The organism is Allobosea sp. 10N428 (assembly GCF_056394545.1).
Map to the genome: position 1 here is coordinate 186,182 of NZ_JBFTIC010000005.1, position 26,050 is coordinate 212,231.

26 protein-coding genes are annotated in these 26,050 nt (G+C 66.2%); 16 read left to right on the plus strand and 10 right to left on the minus strand.

What is annotated here, in order from left to right; genetic code table 11:
• Positions 1-252 precede the first annotated feature (252 nt).
• Positions 253-495, plus strand: a complete 243-nt coding sequence (locus AC1DDA_RS17330) for a hypothetical protein (protein ID WP_476796654.1) — start codon at positions 253-255, stop codon at positions 493-495.
• 736 nt (positions 496-1,231) lie between these two features.
• Positions 1,232-1,606, plus strand: coding sequence for an endonuclease domain-containing protein (locus tag AC1DDA_RS17335; protein ID WP_476796655.1), 375 nt, complete (start codon positions 1,232-1,234; stop codon positions 1,604-1,606).
• Positions 1,607-2,001: 395 nt separating this feature from the next.
• On the opposite strand, the gene AC1DDA_RS17340 is transcribed toward AC1DDA_RS17335, so the two are convergent.
• Together AC1DDA_RS17340 and AC1DDA_RS17345 are read right to left on the minus strand one after the other, a co-directional pair.
• On the minus strand, positions 2,002-3,234 hold the full coding sequence (locus AC1DDA_RS17340) for an AIPR family protein (RefSeq protein WP_476796656.1): 1,233 nt from the start codon (positions 3,232-3,234) through the stop codon (positions 2,002-2,004).
• Between the two features lie 35 nt (positions 3,235-3,269).
• Positions 3,270-3,527 (minus strand): hypothetical protein, encoded by a 258-nt coding sequence (locus AC1DDA_RS17345; protein ID WP_476796657.1) that lies wholly within the window; start codon positions 3,525-3,527, stop codon positions 3,270-3,272.
• Between the two features lie 186 nt (positions 3,528-3,713).
• Here AC1DDA_RS17345 and AC1DDA_RS17350 point away from each other — a divergent pair, with 186 nt between their 5' ends.
• The 3 genes from AC1DDA_RS17350 (at position 3,714) to AC1DDA_RS17360 (ending at position 6,998) form a co-directional block, all read left to right on the plus strand.
• A complete protein-coding gene (locus AC1DDA_RS17350; RefSeq protein ID WP_476796658.1) occupies positions 3,714-4,892 on the plus strand; it encodes a phosphoserine transaminase in 1,179 nt (392 codons plus the stop codon).
• Positions 4,893-5,115: 223 nt separating this feature from the next.
• On the plus strand, positions 5,116-6,705 hold the full coding sequence (gene serA, locus AC1DDA_RS17355) for a phosphoglycerate dehydrogenase (protein WP_476796659.1): 1,590 nt from the start codon (positions 5,116-5,118) through the stop codon (positions 6,703-6,705).
• A 2-nt stretch (positions 6,706-6,707) separates the two neighbouring features.
• Complete coding sequence (locus AC1DDA_RS17360) at positions 6,708-6,998, plus strand: DUF1902 domain-containing protein (RefSeq protein ID WP_476796660.1); 291 nt, start codon at positions 6,708-6,710, stop codon at positions 6,996-6,998.
• Here the strand turns inward: AC1DDA_RS17360 and AC1DDA_RS17365 are convergent.
• Both AC1DDA_RS17365 and AC1DDA_RS17370 read right to left on the minus strand, forming a co-directional pair.
• Positions 6,956-7,849, minus strand: a complete 894-nt coding sequence (locus AC1DDA_RS17365; protein WP_476796661.1) for a sigma-70 family RNA polymerase sigma factor — start codon at positions 7,847-7,849, stop codon at positions 6,956-6,958. The two genes, AC1DDA_RS17360 and AC1DDA_RS17365, sit on opposite strands and share 43 nt — an antisense overlap.
• Positions 7,842-8,264, minus strand: a complete 423-nt coding sequence (locus tag AC1DDA_RS17370; protein ID WP_476796662.1) for an antibiotic biosynthesis monooxygenase family protein — start codon at positions 8,262-8,264, stop codon at positions 7,842-7,844. The genes AC1DDA_RS17365 and AC1DDA_RS17370 overlap by 8 nt, the downstream gene beginning before the upstream one ends.
• Positions 8,265-8,481: 217 nt before the next feature.
• On the opposite strand from AC1DDA_RS17370, the gene bla reads away from it, so the two are divergent.
• On the plus strand, positions 8,482-9,483 hold the full coding sequence (gene bla, locus AC1DDA_RS17375; RefSeq protein ID WP_441510397.1) for a class A beta-lactamase: 1,002 nt from the start codon (positions 8,482-8,484) through the stop codon (positions 9,481-9,483).
• 139 nt (positions 9,484-9,622) lie between these two features.
• Here bla and AC1DDA_RS17380 read toward each other — a convergent pair whose 3' ends face one another.
• Positions 9,623-10,531 carry a DMT family transporter gene (locus tag AC1DDA_RS17380; protein WP_476796663.1) on the minus strand — a complete coding sequence of 303 codons (909 nt, stop codon included), beginning with the start codon at positions 10,529-10,531 and terminating at the stop codon, positions 9,623-9,625.
• 116 nt (positions 10,532-10,647) lie between these two features.
• Here AC1DDA_RS17380 and AC1DDA_RS17385 point away from each other — a divergent pair, with 116 nt between their 5' ends.
• Together AC1DDA_RS17385 and AC1DDA_RS17390 are read left to right on the plus strand one after the other, a co-directional pair.
• Positions 10,648-11,532, plus strand: coding sequence for a type 1 glutamine amidotransferase (locus tag AC1DDA_RS17385; RefSeq protein WP_476796664.1), 885 nt, complete (start codon positions 10,648-10,650; stop codon positions 11,530-11,532).
• A gap of 134 nt (positions 11,533-11,666) precedes the next feature.
• Entirely contained in the window at positions 11,667-11,984 is a 318-nt protein-coding gene (locus AC1DDA_RS17390; RefSeq protein WP_441510400.1) for a DMT family transporter, read from the plus strand.
• A gap of 55 nt (positions 11,985-12,039) precedes the next feature.
• Here the strand turns inward: AC1DDA_RS17390 and AC1DDA_RS17395 are convergent, their stop codons facing one another.
• Positions 12,040-12,495: a PadR family transcriptional regulator gene (locus tag AC1DDA_RS17395; RefSeq protein WP_476796665.1), complete on the minus strand. Its 456-nt coding sequence runs from the start codon at positions 12,493-12,495 to the stop codon at positions 12,040-12,042.
• A 390-nt stretch (positions 12,496-12,885) separates the two neighbouring features.
• On the opposite strand from AC1DDA_RS17395, the gene AC1DDA_RS17400 reads away from it, so the two are divergent.
• Positions 12,886-14,577, plus strand: coding sequence for a mucoidy inhibitor MuiA family protein (locus tag AC1DDA_RS17400; protein ID WP_476796666.1), 1,692 nt, complete (start codon positions 12,886-12,888; stop codon positions 14,575-14,577).
• 129 nt (positions 14,578-14,706) lie between these two features.
• Here AC1DDA_RS17400 and AC1DDA_RS17405 read toward each other — a convergent pair whose 3' ends face one another.
• Together AC1DDA_RS17405 and AC1DDA_RS17410 are read right to left on the minus strand one after the other, a co-directional pair.
• Positions 14,707-15,285, minus strand: a complete 579-nt coding sequence (locus tag AC1DDA_RS17405; RefSeq protein ID WP_441510403.1) for a tyrosine phosphatase family protein — start codon at positions 15,283-15,285, stop codon at positions 14,707-14,709.
• Between the two features lie 122 nt (positions 15,286-15,407).
• The gene (locus tag AC1DDA_RS17410) at positions 15,408-16,619 is read right to left on the minus strand and encodes an amidohydrolase (RefSeq protein WP_441510404.1); all 1,212 of its coding nucleotides are present in this window, start codon (positions 16,617-16,619) and stop codon (positions 15,408-15,410) included.
• A gap of 301 nt (positions 16,620-16,920) precedes the next feature.
• Between AC1DDA_RS17410 and AC1DDA_RS17415 the strand changes: the two genes are divergently transcribed.
• Both AC1DDA_RS17415 and AC1DDA_RS17420 read left to right on the plus strand, forming a co-directional pair.
• Entirely contained in the window at positions 16,921-18,213 is a 1,293-nt protein-coding gene (locus AC1DDA_RS17415) for an adenylosuccinate synthase (protein ID WP_441510405.1), read from the plus strand.
• A gap of 51 nt (positions 18,214-18,264) precedes the next feature.
• A complete protein-coding gene (locus tag AC1DDA_RS17420) occupies positions 18,265-19,500 on the plus strand; it encodes a histidine kinase (protein WP_476796667.1) in 1,236 nt (411 codons plus the stop codon).
• A gap of 120 nt (positions 19,501-19,620) precedes the next feature.
• Here the strand turns inward: AC1DDA_RS17420 and AC1DDA_RS17425 are convergent, their stop codons facing one another.
• Positions 19,621-20,568 (minus strand): polyprenyl synthetase family protein, encoded by a 948-nt coding sequence (locus AC1DDA_RS17425; protein ID WP_476796668.1) that lies wholly within the window; start codon positions 20,566-20,568, stop codon positions 19,621-19,623.
• A gap of 126 nt (positions 20,569-20,694) precedes the next feature.
• Between AC1DDA_RS17425 and mtgA the strand changes: the two genes are divergently transcribed.
• The 5 genes from mtgA to AC1DDA_RS17450 all read left to right on the plus strand — a co-directional run bounded on the left by mtgA (position 20,695) and on the right by AC1DDA_RS17450 (position 24,909).
• Complete coding sequence (gene mtgA, locus AC1DDA_RS17430; protein ID WP_476796669.1) at positions 20,695-21,363, plus strand: monofunctional biosynthetic peptidoglycan transglycosylase; 669 nt, start codon at positions 20,695-20,697, stop codon at positions 21,361-21,363.
• Between the two features lie 150 nt (positions 21,364-21,513).
• Positions 21,514-21,699, plus strand: coding sequence for a 50S ribosomal protein L32 (rpmF, locus tag AC1DDA_RS17435; protein WP_054143317.1), 186 nt, complete (start codon positions 21,514-21,516; stop codon positions 21,697-21,699).
• Positions 21,700-22,168: 469 nt separating this feature from the next.
• A complete protein-coding gene (locus tag AC1DDA_RS17440; RefSeq protein ID WP_476796670.1) occupies positions 22,169-23,863 on the plus strand; it encodes an EAL domain-containing protein in 1,695 nt (564 codons plus the stop codon).
• A gap of 223 nt (positions 23,864-24,086) precedes the next feature.
• Entirely contained in the window at positions 24,087-24,416 is a 330-nt protein-coding gene (locus tag AC1DDA_RS17445; RefSeq protein WP_476796671.1) for a hypothetical protein, read from the plus strand.
• A 49-nt stretch (positions 24,417-24,465) separates the two neighbouring features.
• The gene (locus AC1DDA_RS17450) at positions 24,466-24,909 is read left to right on the plus strand and encodes a DUF2721 domain-containing protein (protein WP_441510411.1); all 444 of its coding nucleotides are present in this window, start codon (positions 24,466-24,468) and stop codon (positions 24,907-24,909) included.
• A gap of 276 nt (positions 24,910-25,185) precedes the next feature.
• Here AC1DDA_RS17450 and phaR read toward each other — a convergent pair whose 3' ends face one another.
• The gene (phaR, locus tag AC1DDA_RS17455) at positions 25,186-25,788 is read right to left on the minus strand and encodes a polyhydroxyalkanoate synthesis repressor PhaR (protein ID WP_441510412.1); all 603 of its coding nucleotides are present in this window, start codon (positions 25,786-25,788) and stop codon (positions 25,186-25,188) included.
• Positions 25,789-26,050 lie beyond the last annotated feature (262 nt).

The following is a 26,050-nucleotide window of genomic DNA, read 5'->3' on the forward strand; positions in this document are numbered from 1 at the left end:
GGAATTGCGACAAAGCGAAAGGCTTGAGCTTTGGAGGCGAACCCTGTTCGCCGGACATGCTCTAGCGGGATGAGCCGCTGCCTATCACGAAATGCCGGCCCCGCCTTCCCCCTCCGGCCAACGATCCCGCAGCCGCACTGCCCTGCCCGCGCATCGGGGCCGCGACAATCGCATTTGCAAGCGGGCGCGACGCAAGGCAGGAGCGCCGCTTGAGGCAGGCCTGTGATGCGGCTGCCCGTTCAGGACAAGACCATGCCCCGCCTCTCCCGCGTTTTGCTCGGCGCCTTCGCCGGCCTCCTCATCCTCGCCGCTCTGGCCGCCCCGGCCACTGCCGGGATTACCGACCGAGAGCTGAGCTGCGCCGACTATCTGAAGTCCGGAGCCCATCGGAAGAGCGAATACTCCGCCGCCGTTGCGGAAAAGATCAGGGCCTTCTGCGCCGCTCACCCGAAGATGAAGGCTGTCGATGCCGAGATGACGATGACGGGGGATTGAACGGGCGGGACTTCCCTTCTCCTCGACCAAAAGCCCTCTCTGCGTCATGCTCGGGCTTGACCCGAGCATCTCTTCCCGAAGGAGGCTCTGGCGCCTCTCCTGCCCGAGATTCTCGGGTCTGCGCTCCGCTCCGCCCGAGAATGACGCATGGGTTTATCCCGCTCGCGCTTCCACGCGGCGGGTTCGAATGAGGGGCAGCGGAGCGCCGCGAGGCGCGAGGTATCGGGCCGCTTCCATTGAGCCAGGATGCGGCGCGGAAGGATTGAGCCACCTTCCGCACGCCCCGTGGCGCTCCGCTCATCGGCGATTTCGGACTCCGGGCCGCGCTTATACGGCTGGGCTGCTAGGGATCGGCGGGCTCGGACGCCAGTTCCCCTCATCGGGTCGTCGCGTCCCTGCCGTGCCGTCCGTCACCGGCCGAGCCTTCCCGCGAGCTCCTCGCACAGGGATCGTAGTATCCCCAGGGCGGTGCCCCGAAGCCTCCCGGGAGTGGGTCGTAACCCCACCCGCAGGCGCCGCCCCCGTCCCTACCAACGGCATACCTCCGGATGGCTGCCCCTCGGGGACGAGGTGGGCCGAGGATAGGCGCGGTTTGCGCGGGCGGGGATAAGTTTTCGCGAAGGAACCGCGGGGACCCCTCTCCCGCATCGACGTCGGCTGTTGCCGACTTCGACACTTTGAGTGCTGATCTCGGGCAAGCCCGAGATCAGTAAGAGACAGGGGTGAGGGACCGCCATTGATCGTCGAGGCGAACGTGTTCAGCTTCCGCTCGATGACAACCGAACGGCGCCAATTCGCCAGGCAGCTTCGGCGGCACGCAACCGAGCCGGAGGAAGTCCTGTGGTGGCTCCTGCGAAACCGCCAACTCGACGGCCTCAAGTTCCGCCGACAGGTTCCCCTGCTCGGCTACACTGTCGATTTCATCTGCATCGACCGAAAGCTGATCGTTGAGATCGATGGTCGCCAGCATCGCTGGGAAGCGGACTACGATGCCGCGCGAACCACTGAAATCGAGCGGCACGGCTTCACGGTCATTCGCTTCAGCAATGCCGAGGTCGTGGATGACAGGGACGCGGTCATTGCCGCCATTCGCAGGGCGATTGGCGGATAGGGCGCCCCGCTCGCCGCGGCCTTCCCGCGACCGCTCCGAAAAAGGCGCGGGGAACCCTTCTCCCGTGTGGGAGAAGGGCAGGGATGAGGGCCTGCGCTATCCGACAAGGGCCGCAGCGGCGCCGTTGCGCCTCAATGATAAGCGGCGGTCCCTCACCCCTGCCCCTCTCCCATCCGGGAGAGGGGTTCCCCGCGCATCATTCGGTTTGGGCGGTGCCCCGAAGCCTCCCGGGAGTGCGTCGTAACCCCACCCGCAGGCGCCGCCCTCGCCCCGGCCTTCGGCATACCTCCGGATGGCTGCCCCTCGGGGACGAGGTGGGGTGAGGATAGGGGCGGGGCGTGAGGGCGGGGATAAGATGAGGCGCTAGTCGAGCAATGCTCCTCAAACAAAGAAATTTAGCGCATCAAATCAAGTAACTCTAACTGTCTTTCTCGATTTTTGAATATATTGCCCGGATAAGCGTCTGAAAAATACTCAGCTATAATCAGGTTTAATTCAGATAGAATACCAAAAGTTAATTTCTTTGCCTCCAATTCAATCGGCTCAATCGAATCAGTTCCCGATACCCTTTGAGAACCCAGAGCATTGAAAACACAAAAAAGTATAAACCTATTCGCATGCACAGAGGTCAATTTCTCACGGCCGGACAGATCATTTCCCTTATCAATTAAAGCATCGTCAACAGCGTTCATCACTTTAATTATTCTTGATAAATACAAAGCAGTCGTATTACCGTTAAAGAGCTTTATATATGGCTCTTTCTTGGTGTTTTCCCAAAGACCGCTTATATATCGCTTGGCTGCAACGGCGAGCCTTAAGTCGCCGGAGGCGCAAGCAGCAGCAATCGTTGCAGAGCGAATATTGAATCCCTGAGATCGATCCGGATCCTTATCTCCACGCCTGTAGGAATACATCAATCCAATCTGCGAAGCCTCGCGGCGGATTCTATCTTGGTTCGGATCGGCAGCAACGAAATCGACCGGATTTAGATCATTTTGCGTATTATTAGCGCTGGTAACATTCGGAGCAAAATCTTCCTGAGTATCACTGATTGATATGACCCTAAGGTGAACCCTAACTTTGGATAAATCGGCGCCAAATTTTCTAGATCTGTGCAATGAAGTAATAGTTTGAGCTCCATTTATAACGCTAATCTTACTAACGTCAAATACGCCACTCCCCGTATCAGGGCCGCCGATTGGCTGCTTGTCTACGGAGTCACAAATCGCAGTTATGCCGTTATTATAGTACCAGAAATTCTGAGGCTCCTTGTGAGCAGTAGCCATAATGCCATCGTTAACATCGGATTTCTCGATACCGTACCGAAGATTTTCCGCGAAAAGCTTGTTTCCGTGCTGCTCAAACCAATCCGTCACGTCTAATGCCGCCACCGATCCATAAACAGCCCGATACGGCTCGATCAACAATCCCCAATGGGCCAGCATTACCGGCAGATTTATATTTTCTGGCCGCGTGTTCGAGCGCGCAACACGGGCCGCTTGAGAAACCCTAAATTGCTTAAACGTCAAAAAATCGTCAGTGTACTTATTTTCTTGGGCTAAAAATTCAGAAATCTTTGTTGATATATTTTCAGAAATATCGTTTTCACTAGTATGCGCCAATATCATTACGACATTTGTGTCGATATTTCCAAGCTGAGATTCTATGTCGGCTCTATATTTCCATCATCAGCGCCGCCATCCGTTATACAAGACGCGGCCTCTGAAGCATTTATTCCCACTTCGTCCATCAAGCACAAAGCAAGAAAAGCTCTTGTTATAAAATATCTTTCCTGCTCATCTTTTTGTTTATTTTCGACATCCGAGAGGTCAACCAGCCCATCAAAAATGTCATGGAGTCGAGCAATAATTTGAGAAAGAATTAGAGGCGTCTTTGTTTTTTCTGCTTCCTGCTGCACCATCATCCCCCCGAAAAGAATCGCAAGTTCCTCATCGTAGCTTAACGTGCGGATACAAGCCTAGCCACACTTCAGGGACTGCCTTCTAGGCCTCTCATGGCTTGACTCCCCCCGCCCTCCCATCCTACCCCCATCGACGGGACACGCCCCCCCAACGGGGCGCGCCCATCTGTAAGGATGGAGACATCGATGGCGAATACTGCACCTAGCATGCGTCCGCGCGTGCCTAATTTCTCGTCCGGCCCCTGCGCCAAGCGCCCCGGCTGGGCCCTCAAGAACCTCTCCGACGCCCCGCTCGGCCGCTCGCACCGCGCCAAGATCGGCAAGGACAAGCTCAAGCGCGCGATCGACCTGACGCGCGAGGTGCTTGATGTTCCCGCCGATTACCGCATCGGCATCGTGCCGGCCTCCGACACTGGCGCCGTCGAGATGGCGCTCTGGTCTTTGTTGGGCGCCCGCGGCGTCGACATGGTCAGCTGGGAAAGTTTTGGCGCCGGCTGGGTCACCGATGTCGTCAAGCAGCTCAAGCTCGCCGACGTCCGCACCTTCGACGCCCCCTATGGCGAATTGCCGAACCTCAAGAAGGTCGACACCAAGAACCGCGACGTCGTTTTCACCTGGAACGGCACCACCTCCGGCGTGCGCGTCGTCGACGCCAGCTGGATCGCGGATGACCGCGAGGGGCTGACCATCTGCGACGCCACCTCGGCCACCTTCGCCCAGCGCCTCGACTGGCCGAAACTCGATGTCGTCACCTTCTCCTGGCAGAAGGTGCTCGGCGGCGAGGCCGCGCATGGCATGATCGTGCTCTCGCCCCGCGCCGTCGCCCGGCTCGAAAGCTACAAGCCGGCCTGGCCGCTGCCGAAGATCTTCCGCATGACCTCGGGCGGCAAGCTGATCGAGGGCATCTTCACCGGCGAGACCATCAACACCCCATCCATGCTCGCGGTCGAGGATTATATCGACGCGCTGGAATGGGCGCAGAAGGTCGGCGGCCTCGACGGCCTGGTGAAGCGCGCCGACGGCAATGCCCGCGTCATCGCCAAGTTCGTGCGCGAGAACGACTGGATCGACTTCCTCGCCGTGAAGCCGAAGACGCGCTCTAACACATCAGTGTGCCTGAAGTTCACCGATCCGGCCGTGACGGCGCTGGCGCCTGACGCACAGGCCGCCTTCGCCAAGCAGGTCGTCTCGATCATCGAGAAGGCCGGCGCCGGCTACGATCTCGGCCATTACCGCGACGCCCCTCCGGGCCTGCGCATCTGGTGCGGCGCGACCGTGCAGTCGCGCGACGTCAAGGCGCTCATGCCCTGGATCGAATATGCCTTCGCCGAGGCCAAGGCGGCGTTGGGCAAGAAGGCGGCGTAAAGAGCGCTTCACCCTGTCATTCCGGGGCGCGGGCTTTCGCCCGCGAACCCGGAACCCACGACCGGGCGAGCCCTTTCCACCGCTTCATCCAGAACCGCAGCGTCGCACCCCGTCGTGGGTTCCGGGTTCGGCTTCGCCGCCCCGGAATGACAGGCGGGGGCGCCCTCCCCCTTCTCAGCGCCGAAACGCTCCCCGTGCAGCGCGGCGCCAGCCGGAGCCTCCCATGCCCGCACCGAAAGTCCTGATTTCCGACGCCCTCTCCCCCGCCGCCGTCCAGATCTTCAAGGACCGCGGCATCGACGTTACCTTCGATCCTGCGCTGGGCAAGGACAAGGACAAGCTCGCCGCCGTGATCGGCGAGTATGACGGCCTCGCCATCCGCTCGGCCACCAAGGCGACCGCCAAGCTGCTGGAGCAGGCCAAGAACCTCAAGGTCATCGGCCGCGCCGGCATCGGCGTCGACAATGTCGAGATCCCCGCCGCGACCGCGCGCGGCATCATCGTGATGAACACGCCCTTCGGCAATTCGATCACCACCGCCGAGCACGCCATCGCCATGATGTTCGCGCTCGCCCGCCAGATCCCCTCGGCGGATGCCTCCACGCAAGGCGGCAAGTGGGAGAAGAACCGCTTCATGGGCGTCGAGATCACCGCGAAGACGCTCGGCCTGATCGGCGCCGGCAATATCGGCTCGATCGTCGCCGAACGCGCCATCGGCCTGAAGATGCGCGTCATCGCCTATGACCCCTATCTGTCGCCGGAACGCGCCGTTCAGCTCGGCGTCGAGAAGGTCGAGCTGGAAGACCTGCTGAAGCGCGCCGACTTCATCACGCTGCACGTCCCGATGACCGAGAAGACCAAGAACATCCTCTCGGCCGAGAACCTCGCCAAGACCAAGAAGGGCGTGCGGATCATCAACTGCGCTCGCGGCGGTCTCGTCGACGAGCAGGCGCTGGCGGACCTGATCAAGTCCGGCCATGTCGCCGGCGCCGCCTTCGACGTGTTCTCGCAGGAGCCGGCCGAGACGAACCCGCTCTTCGGGCTGGAGAACGTCGTCTGCACGCCGCATCTCGGCGCGAGCACCAATGAAGCGCAGGAGAATGTCGCCCTGCAGGTCGCCGAGCAGATGAGCGACTACCTGCTCAAGGGCGCCATCACCAACGCGGTCAACTTCCCGTCGATCTCGGCGGAAGAGGCCCCGCGCATCAAGCCCTTCGTCGATCTCGCCGAAAAGCTCGGCTCCTTCCTCGGCCAGCTCACCGAGGCGCCGGTCAAGGGCATCCGCATCGAGTATGAGGGTGCGGTCGCCGCGCTCAACCTCAAGGCGATCTCGGCTGCCGCGATCACCGGCGTGCTCAGGCCCTTCCTGCCCGAGATCAACATGGTCAACGCCGCGCTGATCGCCAAGGAGAAGGGCATCGTCGTCGAGGAACTGACCCGCGAGGTCGCCGGCAACCTCGAAAGCGTCATCCGCATCGTCGTCGAGGCCGAGGATATGCCGCGCCATGCGTCCGGCACGGTCTTCCATGACGGCAAGCCGCGCATCGTCGAGATCCGCGACATCGCGGTTGACGCCGAATTCGCGCCGCACATGCTCTATGTCCGCAACGACGACAAGCCAGGCTTCATCGGCCAGTTCGGCTCGCTCTTGGGCGCCGCCGGCGTCAACGTCGCGACCTTCGCGCTCGGCCGCGACAAGCCGGGCGGCGACGCGATCTGCTATGTCGCCGTCGACGAGCCGATCTCGGACGAGCTGCTCGACAAGATCCACGAGATCCCGATGGTCAAGCGCGCCCGGCGCCTGCGGTTCTGATCGTGCTCAACCCACTGCGGGCCATCGTCGCCTCCCGCTCGGAGGCGGCGCTGGCGCCGATCCGCTTCGAGGTCCGCCGCGACGAGGCGGCGGGCCTCTGGTACGCCATGGACACCGGCGAGCTCGGCATCGTCACCGAAGCCGAGTCCCTCGACGCCCTGCGCGAGCGGCTGAAGCAGCTCCTGCCGGAATGCTTCGGCATCGAGGACTGCCCGGTGGAGCTTACGCTCTGCGACGATGAAGCGCCCGTTCAGTCCGTCGACACCACGATTTCCGCGCTCTCCAGCACATAGCGCGCGAACAGGAAATCCCTGATCGCGACGATCTCGTCGCCGCGCCATTCCAGCGTCACGAAGTAGAGCGGCCGCCCGTCGCTGTCCTGTGCGTCGAGCATCAGCACGGCCGGTTTTCCGTCCACGAACCCGGACGCGCAGCGCCAGTGCGTGGCGGTGTCGTAGCGCCCGAAATAGGGCGCCACCTCGTTGCGGCCGCTGAGTTGCAGTCGGTTGACGAGATCGAGCCGGACATCCTCCGCCAGCATCGCGCGAACCGCGTCGAAATCATGCGCGTTGAACCGGGCGACATAACTCTCCAACCGCACGCGCTCGGCCGGCGCGAGCTGCGGCGCCCGTGTGTCTCCCGGCTCGTGCGCGATCTCCGCGAGCCGTTGCCGCCCGCGCTGCAGCAGGCCTTTGACCGCGGGCGGGCTCAGTTCCAGAAGCTGCGCGATCTCGTCGACCGAGAAATCGAGCACGTCGCGCAGCGTGACGGCGCTGCGTTGGGCGACCGGCAAGCGCGCGAGCGTCTGCAGGCTCGCCCGTGTCGCGAGCGGATCGAAGCCGACCTGCCGAGAAACCATGTCTTCCTGATCCTCGCGTTCCAGCTCCGCGCGGCGGGCACGGCGCCGGAGCGCATCGAGCGCGGCGTTATGCGCGATGCGGAACAGCCAGCCATCCGGGTTTTCGACGGGAGCGGCGTCGCTCCAGGCTTCGGCAGCTTTCAGGAGCGCGTCCTGGACGACGTCCTCTCCTTCGACCGCCGAGCCCATCATCCGGGCGCAGTAGCGGTGAAGGCGCGGCCGCAGCCGCGCGATCGCCTCGCTGAATACGCTCCGCGCGGCACCGCCCGCCACTCTGTCAGCCATGGGAAAATCCGATGTCGCATAACATCGTCTCGACGGTGGCCAGGGAGCCGATCCGTCCGACATAGGCCTTGAAATACTCGGTTTCCCGGAACGCCGCGATATCGTCGGCGCTGCGCCAGCGCGAATAATTCACGACCCGTCGGCCGTCCCGACCGACCAGAACCGAGGACGAGAGCGACCCCGGCTGCTTGCTGAAGAAGTCTTCCGTGCCTTCGCGCAAGATCTCCGCAAGCCGCGGCTGGTCGGCGGGCTGCACGGTGAAGACGTTGACGAGCGCGATGCTGTCGCCCGCCGCGGATGTCTTGGTTTCCATGGCAGTTCCTTTGTCCCGGGCGCGAGAGGGCATGGATAGGGTGAGGTTGCCAGCAAAGCCCGCCGCCAACGCGGCCCGGCGCGAGACGTCGTTCTTCGCCATATCGCAAACCTCCATTTGCCGGACACCATTCCCGCCCAGTTAAGGCGCCGGCACGGCATCCATCTTCAAAGACGAATGCCGCACGCGATCGGAACCGCGGCGGCATGTTTTTCTTTCGATAAGCCCCGCTGCGGCTGACGGATTGAGCCAACCTGCCGCCGCAAGGCTGCCGCAATGTCCCTCCCCTCTGATGGCCTCGCCATCAAGGGACCGCCCCATGCCTGCCCGCCTTCGTCTCGCCGCCGCAGCCCTGGCCTGCCTCACCGCGTTCCCCGCCCTCGCCGATTGGGACAAAGCCAGGCTCGACAAGGAGATCGCCGCGATCGAAGGGCAGGCGAAAGGTCGGCTCGGTGTCGCGCTGATCGATCTCAAGGATCGCAAGCAATGGTCCTATCGCGGCTCCGAGACCTTCCCGCTGCAGAGCGTGTTCAAGCTGCCGCTCGCCGTCGCGGTGCTGCAACAGGTCGAGGCCGGCAAATTCAGGCTCGACCAGCCGATTACCGTGACGCGCCTGGATTTCTCGCTGTTCAACAGCCCGCTCGCCAAGGCCTTCAAGGGCGAGCGCAACGACTATCCGCTGAGCGAACTCGTCCAGCTCGCCGCCGGCCAGAGCGACAACACCGCCGCCGACCTGCTGATGCGCGAGATTGGCGGGCCGCAGGTGGTGACGAAGATGCTGCGCGATGGCGGCATCACCGGCATGTCGATCGACCGCTACGAGCGCCAGTTCCAGCCCGAGATCTACGGCCTGCGCGGCTTCGCCTGGGGCGAGACGGTCGACGAGAAGCGCTTCCGCGCCGAACTCAAGGCCCTCAAGCCGGAAGTCCGCATCGCCGCGCTGTCGAAGGCGCTGAACGACAAGCGCGACGCTGCCACGCCGGAAGCGAGCGCGCTCTTCCTCGAGGGCTTCGCCAAGGGCACCTGGCTCCGCGACCCCGCCCATACCGCCTTCATCGAGAAGATCGTCGCGGAATCGAAGATCGGCGCGGACCGCGTCAAGGCCGGGCTGCCGGCAGGCTCGCGCTTCGCCCATCGCACCGGGCTCGGCCTCACCACGGACGGCATCAACCACGCCAGCAACGACATCGGCGTCGCGACGCTGCCGGACGGACGGCGCTTCGTCATCGTCGTTTATCTCGCCGGCTCGCGGGCCGATCCGAAGGAGCGCGACGCCGCCCATGCCGCCGTCGCGCGGCTCGCAGTCTCGGCATTGCGCTGAGGCCGCAGATGTCGGGGCGTCATGCCCGGGCTCGACCCGGGCATCTCTGGCAGAAGAAGCACCCTGCCCTGCGAGAGGTTCTCGGGTCTGCGCTTCGCTTCGCCCGAGAATGACGGCGGTTGCAGACGAAAGGGCTCGTCTACCGCCCCAGCCGCTCGGCGATGAAGATGCCGCCGAGCACCAGCGCGAGCGCCACCGCGTGATAGACCCCGAAGGGCTCCCCGAGGAGCAGCACGGCGAGGATCGGCGCGAAGACCGGCACGAGATTGACGAAGACACCGGCCCGCCCCGGCCCGATCAACTCGATCGCCCGCATGAAGGACAGTTGCGACAGGATCGAGGGGCCGATCACCGTGAAGGCGAGGATGGCCCAGCCCGTCGGGCTCGGCATGTGGAAGCGGCCCATGGCGATCTCTGCCGCGAGCAGCGGCAAGGAGAACAGACAGGCAAAGGCCGCGGCGACCGTGAAGAAGACGAGTTGCGGCATCGGCGGCCGGCTGCGAACCGCGACCGTGTAGCCGGCATAGAAGACGCAGGCGAGGATCATCAGCAGGTCGCCCGGGACGAAGCGGAGATTCGCGAGCACATGGACATCGCCGCGGCTCGCGGTGACCACGACGCCGAGCAGAGTGACGGCGACACCGAGCGCCTGCATGACGCCGATCGGGATGCGATAGGCGATGAATGCGCCGAGTAGAACGAAGACCGGGATCGAGCCTTGCAGAATGCCGATATTGATCGCCGTCGTCGAATAGGCCGCCACATACATCAGGGTGTTGAAGACGGTGAAGCCGGTGATGCCGAGCAGGGCGATGTAGAGCCAGTGCGCCTTGATCTGCGGCAGATGCTCGGCGATCTGCCGCCGCAGCAGGAAAGGCATGATCAGGCAGACCCCGATCCAGCGAAAGGAGGTCAGCGCCATCGGCGAGATGTTGCCGACCGCAAAACGGCTGGCCACGGCATTCCCGCCCCAGATCAGCGTCGTCCCGATCATCAGCAGATAGGCGTTGGTCCAGGCGCGTTGCAGCCAAGTCGGGGAAGGGTGCACGTTTCCGCCCTGTCGCGAGAATGGGCACATGCAATAACCTTGCGCGAGGCCCCTCTTCTATGAGATCGGGCGCAAGCCTGCCCATCGCCCTGCGCATCCCCTGCGGAAATCCCCCGATGATCCAGACCAGCTCTCGCCCGCTCCGCCTGCTCTTCGTCGACGGCAACACGCACGAGCATCGCGAAGGGCTGCGCAAGGCTTATGGCATGGCCTATGGCGAGGCCTACGCCGCCGAGATCGCGGCGATCGCGCCCGGCATCGTCTCCGACATTTGTCTCCCGGCTGATGAGGGCGCCAACCTGCCGGACGCCGCCGGGCTCGAATCCTATGACGGCGTCTTCCTCACCGGCTCGGCGCTGCATATCTACAAGGCCGAACCGGCGGTGACGCGGCAGGTCGAACTGATGCGGGCGATCTATGCCAGCGGCACCCCCTGCTTCGGCTCCTGCTGGGGCATTCAGATCGGCTCGGTCGCGGCGGGCGGCACCGTCACCGCCAATCCGAAGGGGCGCGAGGTCGGCTTCGCCCGCCGGATCACGCCGACCGAGGCGGGCCGGAACCACAAACTCCTCGAGAGCAGGCCATCGGCCTTCGACGCCCCGGCGATCCATCTCGACACCATAGCCCTGCCCGCGCATGGCACGACCATCCTCGCCTCCAACGCCTACAGCCAGGTGCAGGCGGCCGAGATCAGGCACAATGGCGGCACCTTCTGGGGTGTCCAGTACCATCCGGAATTCCCCCTGAAGCAGGTCGCCTCCATCCTCGGACGCATGGTGCCGCTCCTGATCGAAGAAGGCTTCCGGCGGGACGAGACCTCGACCCAGGCCTGGCTCGACGATTTGCGCACGCTCGACGCCGAGCCGGCCGCCCGGCAGGATCTCGCCTGGGCGCATGGGCTCGACCGGGAGGTGCTCGACACCGAACGCCGCGTCACCGAATTGCGCAATTTCGTCGAACACCGCATCAAGCCGCACGCCAGCACGCGCAGCCGCGCCTGAACCGCCTCACCCTCGATCCGCCTCGCAACCTTGCCATCGCGACGGTCGATGGCTAGGTACGCGCCAGCGAGGCCACGACCTCCCCCACCCTGGGCAATGTGCCGGGACGACCCGGCAACTCATGGGGGACCGCTATGGCGTGGCTCTACCTGTTTTCGGCCGGCATTCTCGAAGTCGTCTGGGCTTTCACCATGAAGCAATCGGATGGGTTTTCCCGCCCGGTGCCGGCGGCGATCACCATCGTCACCATGATCGGCAGCTTCGCCCTGCTCTCGCTGGCGATGCGCACCCTGCCGCTCGGCACGGCCTATACGATCTGGACCGGCATCGGCGCGGTCGGCGCCTTCATCGTCGGCGTCACCGTGCTCGGCGAGGCGCTGACGCCGATGCGTATCGCAGCGGCCATGCTGATCGTCTCAGGCCTCGTGATGATGAAGCTGTCGGCGCACTGATCGCACTTGCGAAGATGGCCCTGCGCTTCCCAGCCGGCCGGGCCTCGCCGATCCTTCAGCTTCTCTCGACGGCGAGCGCCGCCGCATCGAGGGCCGAGGCGATCGCTTCGGCGGCGGGCTCGTCGAGCCCTCCGCGCCGCAACCTCAGGCGCAGGGCGATCTTGAGATTTTCCGTGGCGCGCGTGACGCGCTCGGGAATGCCATCTCCGGGAGTTGCCGCGCCGGCCGCGCTTACGCGGGCCAGGAGGCTGTCGAGCGCCGCCTGGTTGGCGACGAGGAACGCAGCTCCTTCCGCGGTGACGAGGAAGTTCTTGCGGCTTCCGCTCTCATCCGCGATGCGGGCATAGCCCATGTCTTCGAGCCATTGCAGCGTCGGATAGATCACGCCGGGGCTCGGCGTGTAGCTGCCGCCCGTGCGCTCCTCGATGCCGCGCATCAGGTCGTAGCCATGGCGCGGCTGCTCGGAGAGCATCGCGAGGATGAGCAGGCGAAGCTCGCCATAGTCGAACATCCGGCCGCCATGCCGGCCTCTGCGGCCGCGGCGCTCATGTTCATGATGATGATCGTGGTGGTGGCCCCGACGATGCTCGCGCCTATCGCGGAGGGCGTCGGGATGACGGTCGTGACCGTCTCTGTCTGTGTGCTTCATGCCCACGAAAACTATATCGCGATATATCTCAAATCAAGATATATCGGAATTACATTTTGGTAATCCGCGGCAAAGGCTGTCGCCTGCGGGGGAGCCCGCGGCGTTCGCCGCCCTGGCCGATGATCCTGCAAATGCAGGACGCTCGATCCGCTCTCGCTTCCTATCCGCATTCCGGCCAAATTCGGCCTTGGGCGCGCCGGATTCGGCAGCGCTCATCGTGGCCGCGTGACTGCGATTCCGGGGGATGATGTCGTGAAGAATTATATTGCCGCCGCCCTGTTTCTTGCTCCGAGCCTCGCCAGCGCGGCCGAGACCGAGCTCGCGAGCCGGATCGACCGGGTCACGATCTATCCCGACGGCGCCGTGGTGACGCGGCTCGGCAAGGCGGAGCTGCTGCAGGGCGTCTCGCAGGTCGTCCTGCGCGGTCTTCCGGCGACGATCGACCCCGCCTCGATCCGCATCGAGGGCAAGGGCAGCGGCGCCTTCTCGGTCGGCGCCGTCGATGTCCGCACCACGCCGGGCGAGGCCAAGCCGGTGCTCGATACGGTGCTGGAGGACAAGCTCAAGGCGCTGCGCGACGACAAGGGCAAGTTCGAGAGCCAGATCGCCGCGATCGAGGCCAAGCGCGCCACCATCGAGCGCTTCGCCCAGACCGGCCCCGACAAGCTCGGCCCCGACGGCAAGGCCCTGCCGGTCAACGACTGGCCGGCCGTGTTCGAGGCGATCGGCACCGCGTTGGTCAAGGTCCAGGACGAGTTGCGCGGCGTGCGCAATCGCCTTTCCGACGTCGAGGCCGAAATTGCCTCGCTCGAGCGCGCGCGCCCACAGGCTGGCCGCCCCGGCGCGCCGAAGCGCGACGTCGCCATCGCGGTCGAGGCGCCGCAGCCGGTCGCGGCCGAGTTCACCGTGAGCTATCGCGTCACCGGCGCGAACTGGACGCCGACCTACGAAGCGCGGCTGACCACGACGGCCGAAAAGCCGGAGATCGCCCTGACGCGCCGCGCCGAGATCCGCCAGCGCAGCGGCGAGGCATGGGACGATGTAGCGCTCACGCTCTCGACCACGCGTTCGGCCGGCGGCACGCGCGCGCCCGATCTCTCGCCGATGCAGGTCGCCTTCTTCGAGCTACCCGCCATCTATGAAAGCCGCGCGCGTGTCGGCGCGGCACCTGCTGGAATGGCCGCCGCGCGCGCCAAGGCCGAGGCCGAGGCGCTGGCCGCGCAGTCGCAGCGCGCCATCACTCCGGCCCCCGCGCCGGCGCGGCCGGCCGAGGTCGAGGTCGCGGCGATCGAGGCCGGCGCCTATCAGGCCAACTTCCAGGTGCCCGGCCGCGCCTCGATCCCCCAGGATGGCTCGCCGAAGACCGTGGTCCTCACCCAGCGCAAGGCGGAGGCGACGCTCGCCGCCCGCACCGTGCCCGAGCTTGAGCAGAAGGCCTATCTGGAAGCCGGCTTCGTCCATGAGGAGGAGGCCCCGCTCCTGCCCGGCCGCGTCGCGCTGCATCGCGACGGCAGCTATGTCGGCATGGGCCAGTTCGGGCTGGTGGCGCCGGGCGACCGGCTCGAGCTCGGCTTCGGCGCCGACGACCGGATCAAGGTGAGCTATGCCCCGGTGAAGCGCCGCGAGAACGAGCCGACCTGGCTCGGCCAGAGCCGCACCGACCAGCGCGAGTTCCGCACGGTGGTGAAGAGCCTGCATGCGAGGCCGGTGAAGGTGACGGTGCTCGGGCGCATCCCCTACTCGGAGAGCACCGCCATCGCGGTCGAGACCATCGCCGCCCAGACGACGCCGCCGACCGAGAAGCAGGTCGGCGACCGCCGCGGCATCTCGGCCTGGACCTTCGACCTCGCCCCCGGCGCCGAGAAGGAGCTCAAGCTCGCCTACCGCATCAAATGGCCGGGCGATCGGGAACTCTCCTATGACGAGCAGCCGCTGCCGAAGTGAGCCGGTCCCCCAGGCTTCATTCCCTGGCGAAGCGAAGCGCAGACCCGAGAAGCTCAGGCCGCACCGAGCGCAGGAGCCACCGGCCGCAATAGATGCTCGGGTCAAGCCCGAGCATGACGGCGCCCTGCCTCAGACCGCCATCTCCACTTCCCGCCCCCGGCCGAGATCGGCCATCCAGGTCCGGTATTTCGGCTGGACCTTGAGCTGATGGGCGTAGTGCCGGCGAAGCGCCTCGGTCAGGCGCCCGCTCCGGCCGAGTTGCTCGTCGGCGAAGCCGATCATCACCGAGTTCGGCCAGGCCTGCGGGCGGATATGGCGCAGCCTTTCGAACAGCGCGTCCTCGCCCTCGGCGGGATCGGCCTGGGCCATCAACGTCAGCATCGCCGCCGTGGAGCGCGAAATGCCCATATGGCAGTGGACCAGCAGATGCCCCTTCACGCGGGCCGCCGCCGTTTCCTGCAAGCCCTCGCCGAAGCGAAGAACCTCATCGACATGCCCCGGCTCCGGCATGATCATCCCGGGTCGCGGATCGATGATGTCGTGGAAGCGCAGCGTCACGCGATGATGCTCGCCATAGGTGCCGAAGGCCTCGATCTCGGCGCGGTCGGGATCGAGCACCGAGAGCACATGCGTCACCTCGCGGGCGCTGTTGCCCGGCAGTTCCTCGATGCCGCAGATCGTCAGGGTCGAGATGGCAAGGGTCTTCATGGCATGGCTCCGCTGCTGAGCCCGTCGCCTAGGTCCGTTCCACCGGCAGCGCAAGCGCCGGAAACGACGGGCACCCCGTCAAAGCTGCGGCCGGCATCTCCGACGCCGGCCGCATTGATGTCTTACTCCGCCGCGATCGCCCGCAGGCCCTGGCCGAGCTCCTGGTCGACGAGGCCGACCCAGTAGCGCACGCCGTCCGGGATGATCGCGTCGTTGAAGTCGTAGAGCGGCGTATGCAGGCCGACGAAGGAGCCGTCGGGATTGACGCCGTTACCGATGCGCATGAAGGCGCCCGGCCGCACCAGCATCATCTCGGCGAAATCCTCGCCGCCCGTGCCCGGCCGCAGCTGGCCGTTGACATGCTCGGCGCCGACGGCAGCGGAAGCCGCCGCGACCGCGACCCGAACCTGCTCGGCCTCGTTGACCAGCGGGCTCGTGCCGCGATGGTAATGGGCTTCCGCCCTGCAGCCCCAGGCCTGGGCCGTCGCAGCCGCAAGCTCGGCGATGCGCTGCTCGACCGTGTCGCGCACGTCCTGCGAATAGGTGCGGGCCGTGCCGCCGATGACGAGCTCGGAGGGGATGACGTTCGAGGCGTTGACGTCGCCGCCATGGATGTAGCCGACGCTGATCACCGCAGTGTCGAGCGGAGCGACATTGCGGCCGATGATGCCCTGCAGGCCGAGCACGAAATGCGCCTGCGCATAGGTGATGTCGGTGGAGCGGTGCGGCTGCGAGCCGCCATGACCGCCGACGCCGTGGAAAGTGACCTTCCACGAATCCGCCGCCGCGAGGAACGGGCCGACCGTCGTGCCGAAGCTGCAGGCCGGCATGCCCGGCGTATTGTGCAGCCCGTAGATCGCGTCGCAGGGGAAGCGGTCGAACAGGCCATCCGCCAGCATGGCGTTGGCGCCGCCGCGGCCTTCCTCGGCCGGCTGGAAGATCAGGTTGACGGTGCCGGCGAAATCCCGGTTCTCGGCGAGGTACTGCGCGGCCGCGAGCAGCATCGTGGTGTGCCCGTCATGGCCGCAGGCATGCATCCGGCCGTGGTTGCGCGAGGAATAGGGAAGGTTGGTGGTCTCTTCCAGCGCCAGGCAGTCCATGTCGGCGCGCAGGCCGATGGCGCGTTCGCCCGGCTGGTTGCCGCGGATGACGCCGACGACACCGGTCTTGCCGACAGCCTCCGTGACCTCGACGCCCCATTCGCGCAGCTTGTCCGCGACCAGCTTGGCGGTGCGCACCTCTTCCAGGCCGAGTTCGGGATGGGCGTGGATGTCGCGGCGGATCGCCGTGAACGCGGCATGGTGCTGGCCGAGCCAGTCGTCGAGCTTGGTCATGATCGATGAATTCCCCTCTCCTGCGGCATCGGGAAGCAGGCTGGGCGCGATGTCCCGATCCGCTGCATAGCCCTTACGCCCGATTGCGGCAGCATTACTGCGCAGATGCTGCAGACCCGCCATGCTCCGGTGTTTTGTCCCGCAAGATCAAGGCTCCCGCGCCATGAAACCTTGACCTGCGGACCACATTGGCCCATGAGGGCTTGCAAGGACCTGCCCCGAACCCCGGCCTTGCGCCGGGGTTTTGCATTTCCGTGGGTGCTTGCGCGGTCAACGCGGAACAAGCAGGGAAACCTCGCTCATGGCGAATGTTGTGGTGGTCGGCGCCCAGTGGGGCGACGAGGGCAAGGGCAAGATCGTCGACTGGCTTTCCAGCCAGGCCGATGTCGTGGTCAGGTTCCAGGGCGGCCATAATGCCGGCCATACCCTCGTCATCGACGGCGTCACCTACAAGCTCTCGCTGCTGCCCTCCGGCATCGTCCGTCCGGGCAAGCTCTCGGTCATCGGCAACGGCGTCGTCGTCGATCCCTGGCATCTCGTCGAGGAGATCGGCCGGCTGCGCGCCCAGGGCGTCGCGATCTCGCCGGATAACCTTCGCATCGCCGACAACGCCACGCTGATCCTGCCGCTGCATCGCGAGCTCGACCATTTCCGCGAGACCTCGAATGCCGGCATGAAGATCGGCACGACCAAGCGCGGCATCGGCCCGGCCTATGAGGACAAGGTCGGCCGCCGCGCCATCCGCGTCATCGACCTCAAGGACCCTGCCCTGCTCGAAGCCAAGATCGAGCGGCTGCTGGCACACCACAACGCGCTGCGCCGCGGCCTCGGCATCGGCGAGGTCGACGCCAAGGAGCTGTTGACCCAGCTCAAGGCGATCGCCACCGAGGTGCTGCCCTATGCCGACACAGTCTGGGCACTCCTCGATGCGCAGCGCCGCGCCGGCAAGCGCATCCTGTTCGAAGGCGCGCAGGGCGCGCTGCTCGACGTCGACCACGGCACCTACCCCTTCGTCACCTCTTCGAACATCGTCGCCGGCCAGGCTGCGACCGGCTCGGGCCTCGGCCCCTCCGCCGTCGGCTACGTGCTGGGGATCGCCAAGGCCTACACCACCCGCGTCGGCGAAGGCCCCTTCCCGACCGAGCTCTTCGACGAGATCGGCGAGCTGATCGGCCAGAAGGGCAAGGAATTCGGCGTCGTCACCGGCCGCAAGCGCCGCTGCGGCTGGTTCGACGCGTGCCTCGTCCGCCAGACGGTCAAGACCTCCGGCATCGACGGCATCGCCCTCACCAAGCTCGACATTCTCGACGGCTTCAAAGAGATCAAGGTCTGCGTCGGCTACAAGCTCGACGGGCAGATCCTCGAACACCTGCCCGCCGGCCAGGCCGACCAGGCCCGCGTCGAGCCGATCTACGAGACCATCGAAGGCTGGCATGGCTCGACCGCCAACGCCCGCTCCTGGGCCGATCTGCCGGCGCAGGCGATCAAATATGTCCGCCGCATCGAGGAGCTGATCGGCGCCACCGTCGCCGTGCTTTCGACGAGCCCGGAGCGCGACGACACGATCCTCGTCCACAATCCGTTCGAAGGGTGAGCTTGCCCTTCGAGGGTTGACGCGGCCCGTCATCAGCGACAAGTGAGGCCAATGGCCGATTTCTACCCGATCCTGGCGCGTGCCGTCGCCGGGCTGCCCGACAACTCCGCCGAGACGCGCCGCTCCATCTACGACCGGGCGCGGACGGCCCTGGTCGCGCAGCTGCGCGGCCTCGACCCGCCGCTGAGCGAGGCCGAGATCATGCGCGAGCGCCTGGCGCTCGACGAGGCCGTCGCCCGGATCGAGGCGGATTACGAGGTGGCACCGGCCGAGCAGCCGGTCGCCGAAGGTCCCGTGATTCGCCCTGTCGAGACTTCCCCGCAGCCGCCGCGCCCGCCCGAGCCCAAGAAGCAGCCGGCATTCGCCCCGCTGCCCGCCCCCGCCGGCGAGGATGAGGGCGAGCCGCTGCCTGAGCCGGCCGCGCCACAGGCCGCCCGCCCGCGCGTGCAGCCGCCGCGCGAATCCCGGGTAAAGCCCGGCCATATCCGTTCCGCCGTGGTCGGCGGCGTCGTCGCGATCGCGGTCGCGGCGATCGCGGCCACCGCGATCTATGTCCACAAGCTGAAGCCGCAGGACGCAGCCCGCCCGAACGKCGAGGCAAGCACCCAGCAGGCGCAGCCGGCCCAGCCTGAAGGCAACGGCAAGATCGCCGACCGCGTCGGCGAGCCGGCCCAGGGCCGGACCGGCAGCAATACGGCGAGCGCCTCCCCGGGCGTTCCGGTCCCGCAGCCGGGCGGCGAGATCGCCGTCGCCCAGCGCGCCATCCTCTACACCGAGGCTCCCGAGAACCCGCAGCAGCCCCGGGCCGTCACCGGCCGCGTCTTCTGGCGCCTCGACAGTGAGAGCGCCGGCCAGGGCCGTCCGGTCGAGACGATCGTGCGCGCCACCGTCGAGATTCCCGATGCCGGGCTCAATCTCGACTTCACCGTCCGCCGCAACACCGATTCCGCCTTCCCCGCCTCGCACATCATCGGGCTGCGCTTCACCAACAGCGGCGACCCGGCGTCGCAGGCGATCAAGGAAATCGGCGTGCCGCAGTTCAAGACCGAGGAAGGCGAGCGCGGCGCACCGCTCTCGGCCATCAACTCGGCGCTGGGTGACAATCTCTTCGTCGCCGCCTTGTCCAACGTGCCGGTCGAGGTCGAGCGCAATATCGATCTGATCCTCAACCGCAGCTGGATCGATATCCCCGTGCTGTTCACCTCGGGCCGGCGCGGTATCATCACCTTCGAGAAGGGTGTTTCGGGCAGCCAGACGCTGACTGACGCCTTCAACCGCTGGCGGTAAGCGAGCCGTCATCCTCGGGCGCAGCGAAGCGCTGACCCGAGGATCGCCAGACAAGCGAAGCAGCCGTTTCCTTCCGCAAGAGATGCTCGGGTCAAGCCCGAGCATGACGGCGCAATACCGTCAGCTTTTCCGCTGCGCCGCGAAGCACGCGGCTGCCCTGAGCACATCCGCCTGCGGGCCAAAACCTGCAAGCGCCGCCACCGCAGCCTCGCTCAGCCGGTCGCGCTCGCGCTTGGCGCCGTCGAGGCCGAGCGCGCCGATCAGAGTCGCCTTGCCCTTGTCCTCGTCCTTCGCCGTCGCCTTGCCCATCCGGGCGGCGTCCGATTCGACATCGAGGATGTCGTCGGCGACCTGGAAGGTCGCGCCGAGCGCGCGGCCGTACTGGCCGAGCGCCACCAGCGCCGCCGCATCGGCACCACCCAGGCGCGCACCGATCTCGACGCTGGCAGCCAGCAGCGCCCCGGTCTTCATCGCCTGGAGTTGGCGGATCGTGGCCTCCGACAGCGAGCCGCGCTGCGCCTCGAACCGTCCCTCGGCGGCAAGGTCCAGCATCTGGCCGCCGACCATGCCGCCGAGCCCGGAGGCGCGCGCCAGCGCGCTCACCAGCGCGGCCCGCACGGCGCCGTCAGGATGGGTCGCCTCATCGGCGAGAACCTCGAAGGCCAGCGTCAGCAGCGCGTCGCCGGCCAGGATCGCGGTGGCTTCGTCGAAGGCCTTGTGCACCGTCGGCCGGCCGCGGCGCAGATCATCGTCGTCCATGGCCGGCAGGTCGTCATGGACCAGCGAATAGCAATGCAGCAGTTCGACGGCCGCGCCTGCCCGCAGCCCCTGCTCGGGAGCGGCTCCGAGGAGCCGGGCCGTCTCGACCGTCAGGAAGGGGCGCAGGCGCTTGCCGCCGCCGAGCGCGCCGTGGCGCATCGCCGCAACGAGGCGTGGCGGGCGCGCGATCTCTCCCTCGGCCGGCTCGGACGCGAGCAGCGCCTCGAGCAGCGCCTCGATGGCCTCCGCATTCTGCGCGAGCCGCCGGTCGAGGTCGCCATGGCTGGGCGGAGTGGTGACGGAACTCATGCGCGGATCTCGCGTTCGCTGCCGGGACGGGGGCCTTGCCGGACGATGGCGGCATCGTCAAGCTGCGCCGCCATGACGCAGGACATCACGGATCGGCCGATCGACCGGCGAGGAGGGCGAAGCAACGTGCTGGGCAGGTTCATCGGCCTTTGCGTCAGGCTCGCCTGCTGGCTGCTCCTTCTCCTCGCCGTGGCAATCCTGCTCTACCGGGTCGTGCCCGTGCCCTCGACGCTGATGCTGGCTCGCTGGCTGACGCTGCGCCCCGTCGAACGCGAATGGGTGCCGCTGGCGCAGATATCTCCCAATCTGATCCGGGCCGTCATCGCCGCCGAGGACCAGCGCTTCTGCAGCCATCGCGGCGTCGACTGGATCGAGCTCAACGCCGTTCTGGAGGATGAGGACGGCCCCAGCCGCGGGGCCTCGACGCTGACCATGCAGACCGCGAAGAACGTCTTCCTCTGGCCCGGCCGCTCCTATATCCGCAAGGGGCTGGAGATTCCGCTGGCGCTGGCGATCGACTTCGCCTGGGGCAAGCAGCGGGTGATCGAGGTCTATCTCAACGTCGCCGAATGGGGCCATGGCCTGTTCGGGGCCGAGGCCGCCGCGCAGCGCTATTTCGGCAAATCCGCCGCACGACTCAGCCCAGCCGAAGCTGYGCGCCTGGCGGCGGCGCTGCCGAATCCCTTGCTGCGCGATCCGGGGCGGCCGAACCGGGGGCTGCAATCGGCCGCCGCGCGCGCGCAGCGCCGGCTCGGGCAGCTGGGATCGCTCGGAGATTGCGCGCTTCCCGACTGATCCCGCCGTCATTCCGAAGAAATCCGGATTCTGCACTAGCCATCGCTGCCCCGGCGGTGTATGGGCAACGCCTCATGAGATTGATCCGTCGCCGTGGCGGAGGCGTGGCCTTATGGCCTGCGTCCGAACGGTGGCACGATGGAGAGTACAATGGCCGTTCCGAAGAGAAAGACGTCGCCGTCGAAGCGTGGCATGCGCCGCTCGGCCGACGCGCTGAAGCAGCCCACCTATATCGAGGACAAGAACTCGGGCGAGCTGCGCCGTCCGCACCATGTCGACCTGAAGAGCGGCATGTATCGCGGCCGTCAGGTCCTCAAGGTCAAGACCGAGGCCTGAGCCGGATGCGGCAGCGATGCCGCACCAGCGACGATCAATGCGAACCGGCCGTGAGGCCGGTTTTTTCTTTGCGCGCTTTCCGTCAGCCCCGGGGAGACGTGCGCGGCCGCGGCAGCCGGCCCCTCGGCAGCAGTTGCGCCGCTGCCCGGTAGCACCCGGCGGCTGATTGCGGGGTCGTTATCCCCTTGCGCGCGAAAGGGCCGATCTCCGCCCGCGCTGCGGCAGCCTGCAGCAGCAGCAGCGCAGATGACTCGACATGGGCTGCATCGCGCCCCGGCCAAACTCGGGCCTCCACCATGTCTCACTCCGGCACAAACTCAATGTGACGGCGTGCAAGCTGCAATCCGGTGGCCAGCCTTAACGGCGCGTTAATCAAAATTGCCGCATCGTTTCGAGGCACTTCCTACCATCCGGACGGGCGACGAAGCACCAGGACGGCGCTGCGTGGCCATCCCTCTGAGGCCGAGCGATGCCCACCCCTTCGATCTTCAGCTTCCAGAACGGCGGCCCGGTCGACCCCCGCAGCATCCTCTCCTCGATCGGCGAAGTGGTTTACGGCTGGGACGTCCAGAGCGACGCGCTCACCTGGGGCCCGAATGTCGCCGAGGTCCTGGGCCCGATCCCGGCACCGACGCTGGCGCGCGGCCTCGCCTTCGCCGGCCTCGTCGAGCCCGGCAGCGGCCCGAGCCGCTATGATGCGATCTTCGGCTCGAGCGAGCGCGACCAGGGCGACGGCGTGATCTATCGCACCCGCTATGCCGTCGACCTCGCCGGCCGCAAGATGTGGGCCGAGGATACCGGCCGCTGGTTCGCCGGCACTGATGGCCGCCCGGCGCGCGCGCGCGGCATCCTCCGGCTCGAGCGTGCCGCGCGGGCCGACGAGCTGGAGCGCCTCGGCAACGAACTCTGCGACCGCCCAGCCCTGCTGGAGCGTATCGACGCGGCGCTCAAGGAGCAGCCGCCGGCCGAGCGCCCCGTCGTGATCCTGGTGGCGGCGATCGACGAGCTCGCGCGTCTGAACGACGATTTCGGCCATGAGGCGACCGACGAGATCATCAGCACCGTGCATGAGCGGCTGCGCTCGGTCACGCGCCGGCGGGACCATCTCGTCCGCTACGCCGGCAACAGTTTCGCGATCCTGCTGGTCGGCTGCCCGCAGGACCAGATCGAATCGGCCGCGCGGCGCTTCATCAAGATCGTCGCCCAATCGGCGATCGAGACCGCGCGCGGCATCGCGCTCGTGCGCCTGCGCGTCGGCGCCGCCAGCGCGCCGGAGCTGGGAACCCATGCCGGCTCGCTGCTGACCGCGGCCGAGGGCGCCCTGGCCGCAGCCCGCGCCGGCGCCATCGACACCGCCGTCACCGCCAAGCCGCGCCCGCGCCGCGAAGCGGCGTCCGACCAGATCGGCTTCGACGTGCAGGCCATCGCGGCCCTGAACGAGAGGCGCGTGCAGCTCGCCCTGCAGCCCGTGGTCAGGGCCGGCTCGCGCGAACCGGCCTTCCACGAGGCGCTGCTGCGGGTCGGCCAGGACGAGACCGGGCTCTACTTCTCCTCGGCCGAGCTGATCCCCATGCTGGAACGGCGCGGCCTCGTACGGCTGTTCGACCATCGCGTGCTCGAGCTCGCCATGGACATGCTGTGCGACGACCCCGCCCTGGTGCTGTCGGTCAACGTCTCTCCCCGCTCGCTGACCGATCCGGAATGGTTCGACGCCTTCGTGGCCTGCACGGCTGCCGCCAGAAGCGAAGCTTCACGCCTGATCGTCGAGGTCACGGAGACCGCGACGATCGAGAACCCGATGCGGGTGGCGAAGCTGCTCGGAGGCATCAAGGCGCAGGGCGCGCGCATCGCCATCGACGATTTCGGCGCCGGTCACACCTCGCTGCGCCATCTGCGCGCTTTCCCGATCGACATCCTGAAGATCGACGGCGCCTTCACGCAGAATCTGCGGCGTTCGACCGACGACCGCTTCTATGTCCGCACGCTCATCGATCTCGCCGGCCATCTCGGCGTCGAGACGGTGGCGGAATGGGTCGACGACGAGATGCAGGCCGCCATGCTGCGTGACTGGGGCGTGACCTATCTGCAAGGGCACCTCGTCGGCCGTGCCGAGCTGCATGCGCCGGTGCAGCAGGCACAGCGCCGGAAGCTCGCGGCCGGCTGACGTTGCGATATGTACCCCCCGATGGCAGTATTCGCGCGCTTGCGCACCTTTGCAGAGAGGTCATCAGATGAGCCTCCGTGCGATTATCCCCGCCCTGTTTTCGACATCGACGGCGCCGGTTGCGGCGTCCGCGCAGCAGGCGCAGCCGATCACGCGCCGCCGGGTTCTCCGGCGGCCACAATCACCATTCCGGCCAATCGGCACCCGTAGAACTGGAGGCAATATGGAGCATCGCGGTACATTGCCAGTTTGGGCCTGCTGGATCGCCGGCCTCAGCGCCGTCGGTTTCGCGTTGGCCGCGGGCCCGGGCACGACCGGAAGCGCATCGGGCTGGGTGTTTCCGGCGGCACAGGCAGCCGAAGACCTGCCGCCGGAAATGATCGCCGCGCAAATCCGCACGCAGGGTTTTGCGTGCGACAAGGCGCTTAACGCGACGCGAGACGCGGAGCGCTCCAGGCCGGACCATGCGGTGTGGATTCTCAAATGCGGCAACGCGACGTACCGGGTGAGCTTCGCCCCCGACATGGCGGCGAAAATCGAGCCGCTGCAATAGGCGCCCCATCTTCGCCGATCGGTCCACCGGTGGTCGCAACGTGCAAAGCATGACGGAACTGCTGCCGGTAACGCCTTCGATCGATCAGCTCGGCCGCATCATCGCCAATGTCGCGGCCCCGGCATTCCTGCTGGGCGCCGTGGCCGCTTTCATCTCGTTGCTGATGGTCCGGATCAACCGCGTGATCGACCGCTCGCAGTTCATCCATTCCATCCCCGAAAGCGATTCCTCGAAATCCTTCCTCCGAGCCGACCTGCCTCGCCTGAGACACCGGGCCGCGCTTTTGAACAGAGCGTTGTTTTGCGCCATCGTGTCGGCAATATTGACGGCGCTGATCATCATCGTCGCCTTCATCAGTGCATTTCTGCACTTCGCCCATGAATATGGCGTCGCGCTCCTGTTCATCGCGGCCCTGCTGATGTTCTGTGCCTCTCTCATCGATCTCGCGCGCGAGGCTCGCATTGCGCTTCACGACAACGACCTGCGCGCGTGAATGAAGGCCGCTTGGATCGGCGTGCAAACCCCGCGGAAGGGCCTCTGGAGAACTGCAAGCGAAAGGCCTGCTAAGGCCGGCCTGGAGCCCGGCGGCGAAGGTCTGCTTGCCGGAAATCTCCCAACGTCAGAGCGTCGCGCGCGTCAGGCCTGACGGCCAGCTTTCGCCGATGTCAGATTCCGCCCTGCCGGGGCACCCGCCGCATCGATCCTCATTGGGCAATGAAAAGCCGCGCCCTCTCCTGCGAGGGCGCGGCTCAAATTCGTCCGAAGCGGCTCAGCGCGTACGGGACAGCTTGTCGAGACGCTCGCGCATCTCGTTGAGCTCGCGCTTGAGATCGGTGATCTCGTTCCCGCCGGACTGGGCGGCGGCCGGCTTCGCGCCTTCGGCCTCCTGACGGGCCTGGGCCGCCGCGGTGAACGGGTTGAACAGCCGGAACGCTTCGGTGAACATCTGCATGTTCGCACGCGTCTGCGCCTGGATGGCGTCGAGCGCATTGCCGCCGAACGCCGTCCCACCGAAGGCCTTGGCCATCTGCTCGCGGAACTTGTTCTGGTCCTGGGTAAAATTGTCCATCGAGAATTCTAGGTAGCGCGGCACCAGCGCCTGCATGCTGTCGCCATAGAAGCGGATGAGCTGCCGCAGGAAAGCGATCGGCAGTAGGTTCTGCCCGTCCTTGGCTTCCTCGTCGAAGATGATCTGCGCCAGCACCGAACGCGTGATGTCCTCCCCGGACTTGGCGTCGTAGACGGCGAAATCCTCGCCCGCGCGCACCAGACCGGCGAGATCCTCCAAGGTGACGTAGGAGCTGGTACCTGTGTGGTAGAGACGCCGGTTGGCGTATTTCTTGATGACGGTTGGTTCTTTTTCGCTAGCCATCGGTCCTACTTGACGTTGTTCCGCGGCCACGGTTGATTCCGGCATGCTCGGCGGAGCGGTCTCCCTGCCCCGACGATAGACTGTCGGTGCTGCACCGCAAGCTCTTTGAGCGCGCGCCGCAAAAATCTGTCGGAAGTGAGGCGCGGTCTGCGACTTTCGTCGCCTCCCCACAACCACGCACGCGCCGTCGCGGTCTCGAATTCGCTGCTCACCCGTCTTGACGGCGTCGCAACAGGCTTCGAAGGTGGCGGGGAATGGTGCA